This is a genomic window from Sphingomonas astragali (assembly GCF_051400615.1).
Lineage (GTDB): Bacteria > Pseudomonadota > Alphaproteobacteria > Sphingomonadales > Sphingomonadaceae > Sphingomonas.
The window spans coordinates 606,108-621,678 of record NZ_JBLFFH010000003.1 but is presented as its reverse complement, the minus strand read 5'-3'; the positions used below and the strand labels follow the sequence as shown (position 1 = coordinate 621,678).

Annotated in this window: 16 protein-coding genes and 1 pseudogene; 13 read left to right on the top strand and 4 right to left on the bottom strand. The window is 62.1% G+C overall.

Annotated elements, in window-relative coordinates:
* Positions 1-13 precede the first annotated feature (13 nt).
* The 11 genes and pseudogenes from trbB to ACMGER_RS17545 form a co-directional block, all read left to right on the top strand.
* Entirely contained in the window at positions 14-967 is a 954-nt protein-coding gene (gene trbB, locus ACMGER_RS17595) for a P-type conjugative transfer ATPase TrbB (RefSeq protein ID WP_436813568.1), read from the top strand.
* A 72-nt stretch (positions 968-1,039) separates the two neighbouring features.
* The gene (locus ACMGER_RS17590) at positions 1,040-1,330 is read left to right on the top strand and encodes a TrbC/VirB2 family type IV secretion system protein (protein WP_436813567.1); all 291 of its coding nucleotides are present in this window, start codon (positions 1,040-1,042) and stop codon (positions 1,328-1,330) included.
* Positions 1,327-1,611, top strand: coding sequence for a VirB3 family type IV secretion system protein (locus tag ACMGER_RS17585; RefSeq protein WP_436813454.1), 285 nt, complete (start codon positions 1,327-1,329; stop codon positions 1,609-1,611). Before ACMGER_RS17590 ends, ACMGER_RS17585 begins: the two co-directional genes overlap by 4 nt.
* Complete coding sequence (trbE, locus tag ACMGER_RS17580; protein ID WP_436813566.1) at positions 1,605-4,040, top strand: conjugal transfer protein TrbE; 2,436 nt, start codon at positions 1,605-1,607, stop codon at positions 4,038-4,040. The genes ACMGER_RS17585 and trbE overlap by 7 nt, the downstream gene beginning before the upstream one ends.
* Positions 4,041-4,063: 23 nt before the next feature.
* Positions 4,064-4,822: a P-type conjugative transfer protein TrbJ gene (gene trbJ, locus ACMGER_RS17575; RefSeq protein WP_436813453.1), complete on the top strand. Its 759-nt coding sequence runs from the start codon at positions 4,064-4,066 to the stop codon at positions 4,820-4,822.
* A gap of 108 nt (positions 4,823-4,930) precedes the next feature.
* Entirely contained in the window at positions 4,931-6,235 is a 1,305-nt protein-coding gene (gene trbL, locus ACMGER_RS17570; RefSeq protein ID WP_436813452.1) for a P-type conjugative transfer protein TrbL, read from the top strand.
* A gap of 3 nt (positions 6,236-6,238) precedes the next feature.
* Positions 6,239-7,033: a conjugal transfer protein TrbF gene (trbF, locus tag ACMGER_RS17565; protein WP_436813451.1), complete on the top strand. Its 795-nt coding sequence runs from the start codon at positions 6,239-6,241 to the stop codon at positions 7,031-7,033.
* Positions 7,030-7,887: a P-type conjugative transfer protein TrbG gene (trbG, locus tag ACMGER_RS17560; RefSeq protein ID WP_436813450.1), complete on the top strand. Its 858-nt coding sequence runs from the start codon at positions 7,030-7,032 to the stop codon at positions 7,885-7,887. The genes trbF and trbG overlap by 4 nt, the downstream gene beginning before the upstream one ends.
* On the top strand, positions 7,884-9,104 hold the full coding sequence (locus ACMGER_RS17555) for a TraB/TrbI/VirB10 family type IV secretion system protein (protein ID WP_436813449.1): 1,221 nt from the start codon (positions 7,884-7,886) through the stop codon (positions 9,102-9,104). Before trbG ends, ACMGER_RS17555 begins: the two co-directional genes overlap by 4 nt.
* A gap of 11 nt (positions 9,105-9,115) precedes the next feature.
* Positions 9,116-9,340: a DUF2274 domain-containing protein gene (locus tag ACMGER_RS17550; RefSeq protein ID WP_436813448.1), complete on the top strand. Its 225-nt coding sequence runs from the start codon at positions 9,116-9,118 to the stop codon at positions 9,338-9,340.
* 222 nt (positions 9,341-9,562) lie between these two features.
* Positions 9,563-10,221: pseudogene (locus tag ACMGER_RS17545) on the top strand (recombinase family protein); the annotation flags it as partial.
* Positions 10,222-11,407: 1,186 nt separating this feature from the next.
* Here ACMGER_RS17545 and ACMGER_RS17540 read toward each other — a convergent pair.
* From ACMGER_RS17540 to ACMGER_RS17525, 4 genes are all read right to left on the bottom strand, one after another.
* The gene (locus ACMGER_RS17540) at positions 11,408-12,148 is read right to left on the bottom strand and encodes an RHS repeat-associated core domain-containing protein (protein ID WP_436813447.1); all 741 of its coding nucleotides are present in this window, start codon (positions 12,146-12,148) and stop codon (positions 11,408-11,410) included.
* Positions 12,149-12,346: 198 nt separating this feature from the next.
* Positions 12,347-12,727 (bottom strand): hypothetical protein, encoded by a 381-nt coding sequence (locus tag ACMGER_RS17535; RefSeq protein ID WP_436813446.1) that lies wholly within the window; start codon positions 12,725-12,727, stop codon positions 12,347-12,349.
* A gap of 177 nt (positions 12,728-12,904) precedes the next feature.
* The gene (locus ACMGER_RS17530; RefSeq protein ID WP_436813445.1) at positions 12,905-13,297 is read right to left on the bottom strand and encodes a hypothetical protein; all 393 of its coding nucleotides are present in this window, start codon (positions 13,295-13,297) and stop codon (positions 12,905-12,907) included.
* Positions 13,298-13,381: 84 nt separating this feature from the next.
* A complete protein-coding gene (locus tag ACMGER_RS17525; protein ID WP_436813444.1) occupies positions 13,382-13,711 on the bottom strand; it encodes a hypothetical protein in 330 nt (109 codons plus the stop codon).
* Between the two features lie 660 nt (positions 13,712-14,371).
* Here ACMGER_RS17525 and ACMGER_RS17520 point away from each other — a divergent pair.
* Complete coding sequence (locus tag ACMGER_RS17520) at positions 14,372-14,680, top strand: hypothetical protein (RefSeq protein ID WP_436813443.1); 309 nt, start codon at positions 14,372-14,374, stop codon at positions 14,678-14,680.
* A gap of 81 nt (positions 14,681-14,761) precedes the next feature.
* Entirely contained in the window at positions 14,762-15,121 is a 360-nt protein-coding gene (locus tag ACMGER_RS17515; protein WP_436813442.1) for a hypothetical protein, read from the top strand.
* The last annotated feature ends 450 nt before the right edge of the window (positions 15,122-15,571 follow it).

Here is a 15,571-nt window from a genome sequence, read left to right as displayed (position 1 = left end):
CCGCCGCCGCGCGATGCTGCGGACCGCGATGGGACCGGCGATCGCCGCCGCGCTGTCCGACGCGCGCGTGCTTGAGGTGATGGTCAATCCCGACGGCGCGCTGCGCGTCGACATCCTCGGCGAGGGCCGTGTCGACACCGATATCCGGCTCGATCCAGCCCAGGTCGAGCGGATCATTCGGCTTGTCGCCAGCCATTCGCGGACCGAGGTGCACGCCGGCGCGCCGATCGTGTCGGCCGAGCTGCCGCCGCACGGCAACGGCGCCGGCGAGCGGTTCGAAGGCGTACTGCCGCCGGTGTCGCTGGCGCCGTGCTTTTCGATCCGGAAGCCGGCGACGCGCATCTATACGCTGCTCGACTATGTGGCCGATGGGATCATGTCGGCGGACACGGCGCGGGTTCTGTCGCTTGCCGTGGTCGAGCGCCGCAACATCCTCATCGCCGGCGGCACCAGCTCGGGCAAGACGACCCTTGCCAATGCGCTGCTCGCGGAGATGGCGCATCTCGACGAGCGCATCATCCTCATCGAAGACACGCGCGAGCTGCAATCGCCCGCGTCCGATACGGTGGCGCTCCGGATCAGGGCCGGCGCGGTGACGATGACCGACCTCGTTCGGTCGACACTGCGGCTTCGCCCGGACCGCATCATCGTCGGTGAAGTCCGCGGCCCGGAAGCGCTCGACATGCTCAAGGCATGGAATACGGGCCACCCCGGCGGCATCGCCACGGTCCACGCAAACGGCCCGCTCGCGGCGCTCTTTCGTATCGAGCAGCTCGTACAGGAAGCCGTGATCACCGTGCCCCGGCGACTGATCGCCGAGGCAATCGATCTTGTCGTCTTCATCGCCGGGCGCGGGACCGCCCGGCGCGTGGACAGCATCGCGCGTCTGGCCGGGCTCGATCCCGACGGCGGTTACGCGGTGCTCGATCTCACCCCCGACTCCGCAACCTCGTTCGAAGGAGAATGACCCGTGTCCGCTACCGCCAAATCCCACACCTTCAAATATCGCCTGCGGGCTTCGACTGCGCTTTCATCCACGCTGAGGGTCGCGTCGACCGGGCTGCTGCTGATCCCAGTGATCGCCACGGCGGCCGGCACCGGCATGCCGTGGGAGGAGCCGCTTCAGCAGGTACTCGAGTCCGTCCAGGGACCTGTCGCCAAAATCGTCGCAGTCATCATCATTATCACCACCGGCCTGACGCTGGCGTTCGGCGAGACGGCGGGCGGCTTCCGTCGCCTGATCCAGATCATCTTCGGCCTGTCGATCGCCTTCGCGGCATCGAGCTTCTTCCTGAGCTTCTTCAGCTTCGGCGGCGGGGCGCTCGTATGAACACATGGTCGCCCGGAGACGGACAGCACCTCGAAGGCTTCGAGGTGCCGATCCACGGCGCGCTGGTTTCGCCGATCCTGCTTGGCGGCGCACCCCGCGGCATCGCCATCCTCAATGGGACGCTCGCCGCCGCGCTCGGCCTCGGGCTCCAGCAATGGCTTGCGGGGCTTGCCGTGTGGGCGATCGGCCACAGCGTCGCCGTCTTCGCCGCGCGCCGCGATCCGGACTTCGCGCCGGTCCTCCTTCGCCACCTCCGCCAGCGGAGTCACCTGACATGCTAATGCTGCGCGAATACCGGCACCGAGCCGACCGTCTCGCCGATCATCTTCCATGGGCAGCCCTCGTCGCCGACGGGGTGGTGCTGAACAAGGACGGCAGCTTTCAGCGATCCTTGGCGTTTCGCGGGCCTGATCTCGAAAGCGCGACCGAGGCCGAACTGATTGCCGCCTGCGCTCGGGCAAACAATGTGCTCAAGCGCTTCGGTTCGGGCTGGGCCGTCTTTGTCGAGGCCGAACGGCGCGAGGCGCTGGGCTATCCCGCCTCCATCTTTCCCGACGTTGCTTCGGCGCTGGTCGATCGCGAGCGTCGCGCCGCGTTCGAGGCCGAAGGCGAGCATTATGAGAGCCGCTACCATGTGACGCTGACCTGGCTGCCGAGCGCCGACAGCAGCGACGCCGCCGGCCGCTCGCTCGTTGAGCGGCCCGACGAGCCGAAGGGCCGCGACTGGCAAGGCGCGCTGGCGTCCTTCGTCGCCGAGACCAATCGCGTCCTCGACCTGCTCTCGGGCGTCATGCCCGAAGTGCGCGCGCTCAGCTCGGCCGAAACCCTGAGCTACCTGCACGGCACGATCTCGAACCGGCCGCATCCGGTGTCCGTGCCGGACACGCCGATGTATCTGGACGGGCTTCTCGTCGACACCCCGCTTACAGGCGGTCTTGAGCCGATGCTTGGCGATACGCACCTGCGCACGCTGACCGTGCTCAGCTTCCCGAACCTGAGCCGTCCCGGAATCCTCGATGCGCTGAACGCCTCGGACTTCGGCTATCGCTGGTCGACGCGCTTCATCGCGCTCGACAAATCCGACGCGACCAAGGTGCTGACCAAGATCCGGCGCCAGTGGTTCAACAAGCGCAAGTCGCTCGCGGCGATGGTCCGCGAGGTCATGTACAACCAGCCCGCGCAACTCCTCGACAGCGACGCCGACAACAAGGTCGCCGACGCCGACATGGCATTGCAGGTCCTCGGCGGCGATCATGTCGCCTTCGGCTATCTGACCACCACCGTCACGGTATCCGACACCGATCGAGAACGCGCGGAGGCCAAGGTTCGCGCGGTCGAGCGGATCGTGAACGGACTCGGCTTCACCTGCATCCGCGAGAGCGTCAATGCCGTCGAAGCCTGGCTGTCGTCGCTGCCTGGCCACGCCTATGCGAATGTCCGCCAACCGCTCGTTCACACGCTGAATCTCGCGCACCTGATGCCGCTATCCTCGGTTTGGGCGGGGCCGGAGCGCAATGCGCATCTTGGCGGTCCACCGCTGCTGGTCGCACAGACCGCCGGTGCGACGCCGTTCCGCCTGTCCACTCATGTCGGCGACGTCGGCCATATGCTCGTCGTCGGTCCCACCGGTGCCGGCAAGTCCGTGCTGCTTGCCCTGATCGCGCTCCAGTTCCGCCGCTACCCCGACGCGCAGCTCTACATTTTCGACAAGGGCAATTCGGCACGCGCCGCCGTGCTCGCCATGGGCGGTTCGCATCTCGCGCTCGGGATCGGCGCGGACAGCGGCGAAGGCGGTCTCGCGTTCCAGCCGCTTCGCGGGATCGACGATATCGCGGAACGGAGCTGGGCGGCCGAGTGGGTTGTCGCGCTGCTCGCGCATGAGAAGGTCGCCGTCACGCCCGAGGTCAAGGATGCCGTCTGGTCCGCGCTGGCGAGCCTGGCTTCGGCACCGCCCGAGGAACGAACGCTGACCGGCCTGGCAATGCTGCTCCAGTCGAATGCGCTGCGCGTCGCGCTGACGGCCTACACGCTCGACGGTCCGTATGGTCGCCTGCTCGACGCGGCGGAACAGAGTCTCGCGCTCGCGAACGTGCAGTGCTTCGAGACCGAAGCGCTGATGAGCCAGGAAGGCGTGGTCGCGCCCGTCCTGACCTATCTGTTCCATCGCCTCGACGAGCGGTTCGATGGGCGGCCGACGCTGCTGATCCTCGACGAAGCTTGGAAGTTCCTCGACCATCCGCTGTTCGCTGCGCGCATCCGCGAATGGTTGAAGGTCCTGCGCAAGCGCAACGTCTCCGTGTTGTTCGCGACGCAGAGTCTGGCCGACATCGCCGACAGCAGCATTGCGCCGGCGATCATCGAGAGCTGCCCGCAACGAATTTTGTTGCCCAATGATCGCGCCATCGAGCCGCAGTCGCGCGCGATCTACGAACGCTTCGGGCTCAACGCCCGCCAGATCGAACTGCTCGCCCGGGCGACGCCGAAGCGCCACTACTACCTTCAGTCCGCCCGCGGAAATCGCGTGTTCGAACTCGGGCTTGGGCCGATCGCCCTCGCGCTGTGCGGGTCGTCCGATCCGGCCATCCAGCAGCGCATCGACGCAATCCTGGCCGAACACGGACCTGAGGACTTCGCCCGTCACTTTCTCGCGGACGCCGGTCTCGACTGGGCGGCCGCGCTGATCGCCGACCTTCCGTCCACCAATCCCTGACGTTCAACCCAAGGAGACCATCAATGTCGCCCAAATCCTATCGCTCCCGACCGGTCGCCAAATATCTCGGCGGGACCCTGCTCGGCCTCGCTGCGGCAGGCTCGCTTGCCATGGCGCTGACGACGACGCCCGCCGCGGCGCAGATCACGGTGTTCGACCCGAACAATTACTCGCAGAATCTGCTCACCGCCGCGCGCACGCTCCAGCAGATCAACAATCAGATCACCTCGTTGCAGAACGAAGCGACGATGATCCTCAACCAGGCCAAGAACCTGACGCGCATCGACTTCCCCGAGCTTCAGCAGCTCACGCAGACGATGCAGCAGATCGATCAGCTCATGGGCCAGGCGCGCGGCGTCGGGTTTCAGGTGAGCCAGATCGACAGCCAGCTCGGACAGCTCTTCCCGCGCAGCCTCAACGAGGCGCTGACCTCGAACGCCCGCGTGATCGACGCCAAAGCCCGGCTCGATACCGCGATGGACGCCTATCGTCAGACGATGACCGTCCAGGCGCAGGTCGTCGGCAACATCCAGTCGGACTCCGGCGCGCTCGCTTCGATCGTCGCCAAGAGCCAGGGCGCCGAGGGCGCGTTGCAGGCGAGTCAGGCGACGAACCAGCTCCTCGCGCTGCTCGCCAAGCAGCAGATGCAGCTCCAGCAGCTCATGGCCGCGCAGTTCCGCGCTCTGGCGCTGGAGCAGGCCCGGCAGGCGCAGGCCGAAGCCGAGGCGCGCGCGGCGACGGTGAAATTCCTCGGCTCCGGCACGGCCTACACGCCCCGATAGGACGCGCCGGCCAAGCGCGATGGCGTCCGCCTCCGCCGTCGCCGCCGCGGGGCACGCGGCAGCTCCCCCAGCGTGCCCCGCGGTCTTCTTCCAATCAGGACACCGCCCATGAACGACCTCAACGTCATCGATCGTTTTCTGCAGGATTTCACGACGTACATCGACGCCGGGTTCGGTCTGCTGGGCGGCGATGTCCGCTTTCTCACCGCCACGCTGATCGGGATCGACATCACGCTGGCCGGCCTGTTCTGGGCGCTCGGCGGCGAGCAGGATGTGCTGGGGCGGTTCCTCAAGAAGATCCTCTACATCGGCGCCTTCGCGTTCATCATCAGCAACTTCTCGACGCTCGCCGACATCATCCTGCGCTCGTTCACCGCCGCTGGCTTGACCGCCAGCGGCGGGACCCTCTCCGCCGACACGCTGCTGCAGCCTGGCCGGCTGGCAGGCACCGGCTTTTCCGCCGCCTGGCCGCTGCTCGACGAGGCCGGCAAGAAGGCCGGCCTAACCACTTTGTTCAACCTGCCGACCATCGCCGTCCTTCTGTTCTCCTGGGCGCTGGTCATTCTCGCCTTTTTCATCCTGGCCGTTCAGGTCTTCGTGACGGTCGTCGAGTTCAAGCTGACGACACTCGCGGGATTCGTCCTCGTCCCCTTCGCGCTGTGGAACCGGACGAGCTTTCTTGCCGAGCGCGTGCTGGGGAACGTCGTCAGCTCCGGCATCAAGGTGATGGTGCTTGCCGTCATCATCGGCATCGGCTCCAATTTCTTCTCCGAGTTCACCCAGGCGCTTCAGGGAAGGGACCCCGGCATCGGCGATGCCATGAGCCTGATGCTCGCGGCGCTAACACTGTTCGGCCTCGGCATTTTCGGACCCTCGATCGCATCCGGCCTGGTGGCGGGGGCGCCGCAGCTCGGCGCCGGCGCGGCGCTCGGTACAGCGGTCGGCGCGGCTGGCGTGACGATGCTTGCCGGCGGCGCGACCATGGGCGCAGCCCGAGCGTTCGGTGGTGCCGCCCTCGGCGCGGTGCGTGCCGGCACGGCGATGGGGTCGGTGGCCGCGACCGCCTACACGCTCGACAAGGAAACCTCCGCAAACCCGGGCGTGGCCGCCGGTCTCGGCGGTGTCGCCCAGGCAGCCGGCGGCGCGATCCGTCAAACAGCGGCGAATGCCTTCGGGATCGCGGATGCCGCCCGGTCCGGCCGCGCTGCGGCCTGGTCCGCGCTCAAGAGCGGCGGCAGCGGCACCAGCTCGGCGACGAGTGCGAGTTCGGGCGATGGCGACGCGCCGGCGTGGGCACGCGCGATGCGGCACCAGCAGAACATGCGCCACCACCGCCAGATCGCGATGCACACGCTGCAGCAGGGCGACCGCGGCGGCGCCTCCGCAACCCCGGACATCAAGGAAAGGGACTGAACCATGATCTTCCGACGCAGCGTCCAGCGCTACGGACGCACCCCCGAGCCCGAGACGCCATTCCAACGAGCGGGCCAGCTCTGGGACGAGCGCATCGGCTCGGCCCGCGCGCAGGCGCATAGCTGGCGCTTGATGGCGTTCGGCGGCCTCGCGCTCTCAACGGTCATGGGCGCGGGCGTTCTCTGGCAGGCGAGCCAGAGCAAGGTCACACCCTATGTGGTGGAAGTCGATCGGCTCGGCGAGGCTCGCGCCGTCACCGAAGCCAAGAAGAGCTATCGCCCGACCGACGCGCAGGTTGCGTGGCATCTCGCCCGATTCATCGAGAATGTCCGGTCCAAGTCCCTCGATCCGGTGCTGATGCGGCACAACTGGCTCGCTGCCTATGATTTCGCCACCCAGCGCGGCGCGCAGTTCCTCGGTGACTACGCGCGCGCAAACGATCCGTTCGCCGATCTCGGTGAGAAGACCATATCGGTTCAGGTCACGAGTGTCGTGCGAGCCTCGGATCGTTCCTTTCAGGTCAAATGGACCGAGACCGCTTTCGATCGCGGCGCGCGCTCCGGCACTTCGAATTGGACCGGCATTCTCACCGTCGTGATGAAACCGCCGACCTCCGCCGAGGTGCTGCGCAAGAATCCGCTCGGCGTCTATGTCGATGCGATCGACTGGAGCCGCGAGCTCGACGCGCCCGCCGTCAATGCGCCGCCGCCTGCCGCCAACCTGCCGCTCGGATCGCCGCTCGATCCGAACCTAGCCAGCCAGCCTCAACCCACCGCCAGCCCGGAGACCCGGCCATGAATACTGCCCCTGCGATTCCCTTGGCGATCGCCTCGGCGATGCTGATCGCCGCTGCGCCGCCCGATCAGGACCATAGCGCAAGGCCGCGCAATCCAAGCGCGGACATCGCGGCCGCCAACCGCGCGGCGACACTGGAGCCGGCACGTCGGAGCTTCGTCAATGCGAGCACGATCTATCCGTTCTCGGACGGCGCCATCTATCAAGTCTATGCGGCGCCCGAGCGCGTCACCGACATCGTGCTCCAGCCTGGCGAGGCGCTGAGCGCCATCGCGAGCGGCGATACCGTCCGATGGGTGATCGGTGACACCACCAGCGGATCCGGCGCCGACAAGCGCACGCATGTGCTGGTCAAGCCGTTCTCCGCAGGACTTGCGACCAATCTCGTCATCACCACCGATCGTCGAACCTACCACCTGTCGCTCACCAGCAGCACCGATGCTGCGATGGCATCGCTCTCCTGGACCTACCCTCAGGATGCAATCATTGCCTATCGGCGCGCTGCTGCCGAGGCGGAAGCGGCCGCGCCGGTCGCAGACGGTCTCCAGCTCGAGACGCTCCAGTTCGGTTACGAGATATCGGGCGACCGGCCGGCATGGCGGCCGCTGCGTGCGTTCGACAATGGACGGCAGACGTTCATCGAGTTTCCCGCATCGCTCGCGATCGGCGAAGCGCCGCCGTTGTTCTTGCTCGATCGCAAGGGTGACGCGCAGCTCGTCAACTACCGGCAGCGTGGACGCTTCTACGTCGTCGACCGGATCTTCGACGCAGCCGAGCTGCGCCTTGGGACGAAGCGCCAGGACATCGTGCGGATCACACGCGGCGCACCCGGCAAGCGCGGACGGAGGGCTTCATGACCCAAGCATCACACGAGGACGCGTCCGCAGCGCGGCCAGCGCACAAGGTCGACCCGGAAACGCTGGTGCTGCGCGCCAGTCCCGCCCGCGCAATCCGGTTCAAACGCGGTGTCGTCATCGCCATCGCGGGCGCTGCATCGGTCGGCGTGGCAACCACCGCATGGTTCTCGCTGACTCCCGGCAGCTTCCATCTGACGGACCAGCAGGACGACAAGACCGTGCTTGCCAAGTCGCCGAGCGACACGTTGAGCGCATTGCCGGGATCATATGCCGAGGTGCCGAAGCTCGGACCGCCATTGCCGGGCGACTTGGGTCGGCCGATCCTCAATCAACAGCGTGCGGCCGGCGTGGCAGCGGAGAATGTCCAACCGACACCAGCAGAGCAAGCGGCCGCGGCCGAGCGCGAACGCGAGCTCGCCGAACGCAAAGCCGCACGACAGTCGGGCGTGCTGGTGCACGCAGGAGCCCGATCGACCGGCCCAGGCACGCCTATGGCCGCACCGCCACAGCCCGCGAGCGAGCCGCGCGAGCCGAGAAAGATCGCCTTCGATCCGGAGCGCGATGCGAACGAGCAGCAACGCAAGGCCGATTTAATTGCGGCGACGTCACGCGACAGCGACATCAATCCCCATGTCGTGACTGCGGCGCCATCTCCCTACACATTGTTGGGGGGCAGCATCATCGCCGCGAGCCTCGTGACCGGACTGAATTCCGATCTTCCCGGGCTCGTGGTCGCCCAGGTTACGGAGAATGTCTATGACACCGTGACGGGCCGGACGCTGTTGATCCCGCAGGGCTCGCGGCTGATCGGTAGCTACGATAGTGTCGTGGCATTCGGCCAGTCTCGGGCGCTGCTCGTATGGCAGCGCATCATCCTACCCGACGGCTCCTCCGTTCGGATCGACAATCTGCCGGCGACCGATGCGACGGGATACGCCGGGCTCGAGGATCAGGTCGATTTCCATACTTGGCAACTGCTCAAGGGCGTCGCGCTGTCGACGCTGCTCGGCATCGGGACGGAAGTCAGCATCGGGGACGATCGCAGCGATCTCGTGCGCGCCATCCGGGAATCGAGCCAGCAGACCACGGCGCAGGCCGGTCAGCAGATCGTGTCGAAGCAGCTCAACGTGCAGCCGACGATCAAGGTACGCCCCGGTTGGCCGCTGCGCGTCATCGTCCACAAGGATATCGTGCTGCGCCCTTGGGCGCCGAAGTAAGGAGCGTACCCGTGCCGGACCTGAAACTCGCGAAGCTGCCAGACCGAACCCCGGTAAAACATGTCATTCATGTCTTTCCCGATCTGAACGACGATCTCTCCCTCTACGCCAATCTCTATCGCGATGCTTATGGGCAGGCCGTCTCCGTGCAGGATCTGATACCTGCGATGCTGAGAAGCTTCCTCGACAGCGATCGTGAATTCATCAAGGCACGCAAAGATGCGGGGAAAGAGTAAGCAGGACTGTCCCGGCGGACATCCGCCCGCGGCCGTTCCGGAACCGCTCACGGTGCGGGTGCCCACGGCAATCGGCATGCTCGGGCTGAGCCGATCAAAGTTCTATCAGCTTCTTACCGAGGGGGAGTTCGAGATTATCAAGGTCGGCAGGGCCAGCTTGGTCGTGGTTGCCAGCTTGCACCAATTCGTTGAGCGGCAACGCCGCTAGGTCGTTCACCCCATAGCCGCTGGGGCAGATTCCAGGACGCCGACGAGAGCGCCTATTACGAATACATCTGCCGCCGCGCGGGTATCGCCGTGCACTATTGCGCGGAGCAGTTCGAAAACGACGGTAGTCCCGTTTCGACGATCGTCAAGGGCGTCAAGCGCGCGATGACCGGGGAATACAGTCGCGAGCTCTCGGCCAAGGTATTTGCCGGCCAATGCAGGTTGATTGAGCTCGGCTTCCGCCAAGGTGGGCCTGCCGGCTTCGGTCTGCGCCGCGTGCTTGTCGACCAGTCCCGCACGATTAAAGGCTCGCTATCACGCGGTGAGCAGAAGAGTATCCAGACAGACCGCGTCATCCTCTCACCTGGCCCAGGCGAAGAGACTACGGTTGTACATGAAATATATCGGAAATTTGTCCTTCGATCGACGCAATGAGCAGGAAATTGCTGCTGCATTAAACGATCGTGGCCTTGTCACCGACCTCGGGGCGGCCATTGACGCGAGGCACTGTCCATCAGGTTCTGATCAATGAAAAATACATTGGCAACAATGTCTGGAATCGCATCTCGTTCAAACTGAAGAAGAAGCGCGTCCGAAACGATCCCACTATGTGGATTCGTGCGCAAGCAGCATTCCCGCCTATCGTCGCTAAGGATCTTTTTGATACCGGCCGAATAACTGAAGGGGCCCCGGACCCGATAAGCGCGGGGACCGCGGGAGAAGCCGCACTAGGGCGGATCAAGCGCGGTGGCGGGAATGGCGGCGAACCCGTTCGAAGCCCGCTAGGCCAGTAGTCATAGACTGGTCGGTCTTGGGAGCGAGTGTGCGCGTGAGGACGTACACCGCTCCCAACCACCTACCTGGGCAAGGGAGTGCAAGCCTAGCAGTCGGACGAGCCACCTCCGCTAGAGTTCGCCGAGACTGGAGAACAGCGCAGCGCCTGACGAGTGATCAGGCGGATCAGTGCTGACCTGACGTCATACGGCTCGCCCGGTGCACAATTGCGCCCGTGTCGGCAAGACCGGGTATCTCTGGCGCATCAATGCGCGCAAGCCTCCTTCGGATAGATCATCAGTGTGCGATTGCGGTTGGCATCATAGGAATTAGGTGAGCTGACGGGCGACGTCATCCGACCACACTTGGCGATATGTTAGATTCTCGCATTCTTCGAAGCCCGATGGCGCCCCGAATGATTTATCAACAAGAGGGAAATTTGCTCAGTACTCTCCCTAGCCAATGCCGTACGTATTTTCACTGATTTTCCAGATTTAAGCTGTATTTGAACAAATTTCGAAAAAAAATTGTCCTCAAATGACAGGCCATTTTCCTTTATATCAGCTATCATCATTGGGCTTTTACCAAAAGTAAAAAGGCAGTCGCCCTTTATCCAAATTAATTTTGGATCAAAGAGTGCCTTATACGATACGAATAGTACGTAAATTACAACGACCGCTACTGCAACCAACCCAAGAAGCGGAAAAGGGCTATACCTTCCTGGCGTGAGAGCACGCTCGATCGTTAATTCATCGAGAGAAACGCTTGAAAGCATTGCCCACATCAGAATAAAAATAGCAAGTGGAAGGTACAAATTCAATAATACCTTCACAAGGCTTATATTAGCCAATCTTATCATTCTCTAAATCACCTCTAATCGAATGCTGGGTCCTGACAAGATGGACATAGCCCCAGAGGATCTTCATCCGGGCCGCCGAGTGCCGTTTGTGCGAAGTCACCCGCGCCTTGCGTTATCCCCAAAAAGTCAGTCGCAAATCCCGGCGGCGAGACCGCCTCCGAGAGCGCCGAGCCGCCCACCAATCCGGCCTCCAATAAGCGCACCCGCACCAACAGCCAGATCACCGACTACCGTTTGACCGGCGGTACTCGCAGCAGCTTCTGGCACCGTGGAACCCTTAGACACTCCTTGCCGAAGGCAAGTGCAGGTGTAGCAACTCCCGCCCCCGTCGCGACGCCTTTCAATGCGCGAGGCAGAGAACCGCTCCCTTCAAAAGCTTCATGGACAGTTTCAGCCGTTTGCTTGCCAGCATCCGTAACTTTGGATGCGGTGTCTAGATTTCGAGTTAGATTCCCTCGTGCGGGTGTTTGCGTCGGCCGGATAGAAGTTGAACCTCGCTGGACGGATCTCGGCCACTGGACTCCCGCATATTTGTTACCACTCAAAGGATAGGTCGGTGAGCTATTCCTGCATATCAAGGGAGGCCGATCATCGCACAATCCTGTCGGATCCTTGCCATTGATGGGGTCATTGCCGACATAGGCATAGAGGTTGATCTGATCATTGTATCCGATGGGGTCGGTCTGAAGGAACCGGCCGAGGCTGGGCGAGTAGAACCGCGCCTTGTAGTAAGCCATGCCGAGCTCGCGCAGCCACGCCTGGCCGGTGTACTGGAACCGCCCGCTCTGGCCGGTGCCGGGGATGCCGTATTCATCGTAGCGGTAGACGTCGACCGTTCCGTCGGCCTGGGTCACCGCGGTGATCGAGCCCTGCTGGTTGGCGGTGAGCAGGCGACGGTCGCTAAAGTCGCTGCCCTCGAACCATATGCGAATTTTCACCCTTGATGAGGAAGTATGAGTGAGTGGCACACGTCGACGCGCCGATTATGGCACTGTCAATCTCGACCGAGATGACCCCGTCAGAGTTTCGAGCCGCGACATACCTCACCTTGCCCGTGGCCTGCCCCGCCCAGGAGGCTTCTGTCGGCAAAGCTAATGCGCAAATGCAAAGAATGAACGTTACCCGCGGCTTCATGCGCGCCCTCCGATCTATGAACCTGCAACTTCTCAATTGAAGACTATCGCGTATGGATAATCGCTGTTGTCTATCGCAGCCGCCGGGCACGCATTGCTGAAATAGAATTCAACATTCTTGTCCTGAGCCTTGGCGCTCATAAATTCCGTAACCAATGCCTGACACGAGAGCTGCGAGACCTGATATGCCCCATAGGTCGCATTGGAGACGTTTAGGGGATCGTCCAGTCGACATATCTGCCACTTCCAACTGCCGACATCGACCTGAAAGACATTCCCGGCCTCGATCGTCGTCGAAATCACCTTTTTTGTGCACGAGCTCGCTATGGCCGCCTGCGGCGTAGAGGAAAGTATGATGAGGATGCCCGCAACCATCAAGCTCACGTACCTTGTCAAGGCATCATAGTTAGGCATTTCGACCACTCCTATTTGACCTTGAAGCCGCCAATCAACTCCGCAGGATTGGGAAAGGCACACCGCATGCGCGTCACCAGTCCGGAGTGCTGGCGGGGCCTTGCATGATCCAAGATTGGAAACATGTGGCCAACTCAGATTAGTAGGAGATATCTGACTTAAAGCTATGACATGCGTTCATTGGTGAAGCATGACATAGGTTGGTGAAGGCGAATTTTGATAATATTGAACTTGCGAACAATCATCGAGTTCGGCATAGGTTATGGTAAATTCTTTCCCGGTCAGCATCCCGCTTATCACAGTGCTCACCCATGCATTGCATGTTTGCGGTAAAATCCCCTTCCATTCCGTCTGCACTGAGCAGATCTGGACCCAATCACTTCTGAAAGATGGAAGAATCAGGAAGCCGCCTTCCCTCGCAGTGTAGACTTTCGTTATTTTCCCGTTGCACCATACCGCCGCACTCGCTGGCGTGACAATCGAAATTGATGCCAGTGTTACAGCAGACAGATAGGTCAAAAATTTAATAATGTTGTGAAAATTTACTGTAGTATGATCCAAAATTTCCATTGTAAATCCTATGTTGTAAATGTGTCAACTCATGCAAATCTCGGGCAGACCATCATCCGCTTCTCACTGCACAGTTGCAGGATGTCACTTCGCCACGCTCAGGTGGTATGTTCTGGGAACCGTGCCCCATGGCGATGAAGTACAACCATCGAACCACATCGTGACCTTCAGGTTGGCCGACATGGCCGTCACGGCGAGGGACATGTATCTGTCCCGCAAATCGGGGTCCGTGGGCAGCTTCGCGACATTGCTGATCTCGCATTGATAGGGATTGGCCATCCCAACCGCCTCGACGAGGCCGTCACCGTTTTCCAACGTGACTCTCGAGACCGTCAGCTCCTCACCTCCGAGCGCGCCGGCATTCGCCGCCGTCGCAAGGCAGCAGCCGGCGATCATCGCCATCCACTTCTTCATTTCCCCTCCGCATGAAGTGATTGCAATTCCTGACGATCTTGTGAGCTCCGCCGATGTGGTCCTGCCTTGAGCCACGGCGTACTTATACAACGCTCGGTTAACTAAGACTGCCTCGAAACCAATACTGTTGGATTCGCCCCGTGCGGAAAGCTCAAGCAATTGACACGGGCTGTCAACTGCTACACCAGCGTGCGAGTGAAATCGGTCCGCAGCCGAGCCACTATGCAAAAGGGGGTGCAATGATCAATCCGGTAACCGTCATCAGGCGACTGTTATCTATCACGCTCGCGATATCATCGCTTGCGGTCGCTCCGGCGGCATATGCTTGGGACGGCGTAGTCACGTTCAAGATTCTTCAGCTTGAAACGACCGACGGCACGAACTTTGCCTTTCGGGTGCAAGGTCCTTCTGCGATGTGCGGCACGGGAACCCCAACCTGGTGTATATGAACACCGCCTGGGATAACTATCAGGCGACGGCAGCACTCCTCACATCGGCGTGGATGTCGGGACGGCAGATCACGGTCTTCTCGAACAAGGACGACGGTGGCTATTGCCGTCTGGGCTATGTCCTTTTCAGATGACACTCACAAAGAAGCGCGGGGAGCACGTCGGGCTATTCCGCAGCGTCGCCAACCAAGGTCGGCATAAAGGAAATACCATGCGGATTGCCCTCGCCTTCGCCCTCGGCTTCCTCGGTTGCGGAACCGCCTACGCCCAAGAGACGACGACCTACCAATACGACGCGCTGGGACGGCTCGTCACCTCGACGGTGTCGGGCGGGCCGAACAATCAGACCCAGACCAGCATCACCTACGATCCGGCGGGCAACCGCACCAACTATACGGTGGCCGGATCGCCGAATCAGGGGAACGGCGATCCCAATGCCGGCAGCGGGACTCCCTCGACCCAGACGCTGGTGATCGTCGTTCCGCTGAACGGGTTCACGGTCATTCCCATCGTACAATGATCCGAGACGAACCGCTCAACGCCTGAGCGATCGCGCAGATTTGCGTCGTGCGACGGCGAACACGGCGGTCCAGGGGGTTACATGAAGTTCAAGCTTCTCGTCATGGCGATGTTCGGTCTCTTCGGAAACTCTGCGGCGGTCGCGGCCGATAGCTTTTGCGGGCCGGCCACGATAAGCGAAGTGCTGACCTACAGTGACGGCAGCATCCTGATCTTCGCGCCCTGGCGAGGCAGCTATACGATGCTCTGCAATGTCCAGACGACTTGGAAAGGAATCACGCCGAACACCTGCTTCGCCTGGTTCTCCACGGTGTCGACCGCCGTGGCTCAGCAAAAGCCTATCCTAGTATTCTATTATGCTGCGGTAGGCGCCGATTGCGCAACGATGCCGAACTATGCGAATTCCCTTCCCCCTGGTTACATCAAGCTCGCCGGCAACTAGGCCGTGAGTTCATAAACGGGGATGATGGGAAGCGGACATCACTGTCCCTCTCCCAACGGGAGAGCGTTTTACAGAGGTCAGCAATTCGGGCGCCAGCGGTCGGTTTTTTTCTCAAAAACCTTCAACTTCCGAGGACATGACATGTGGAAGGTCTTCGTGATCGTCCTTGGCATATTCGGCAGCTCGACCGCCTGGGCAGACACATTGTGCGGTCGGCAGGGGATCACCCGTGTGCTCACTTACGCTGACGGCCCGCGTCACGATATTCGCGCCATAGCGCAACGATTTCACTGATATCTGCAATCTGCAGACGACACGGAACGGAGTTACGCCCAACACCTGCTTCGGGTGGTTCTCGAAAATTTCCACGGCCGTCGCGCAGCAGAAGAAAATCTCGATTTATTATTATGCTGTGTCCGGGGTCACGTCGTGCGCGACGATCCCGACCTA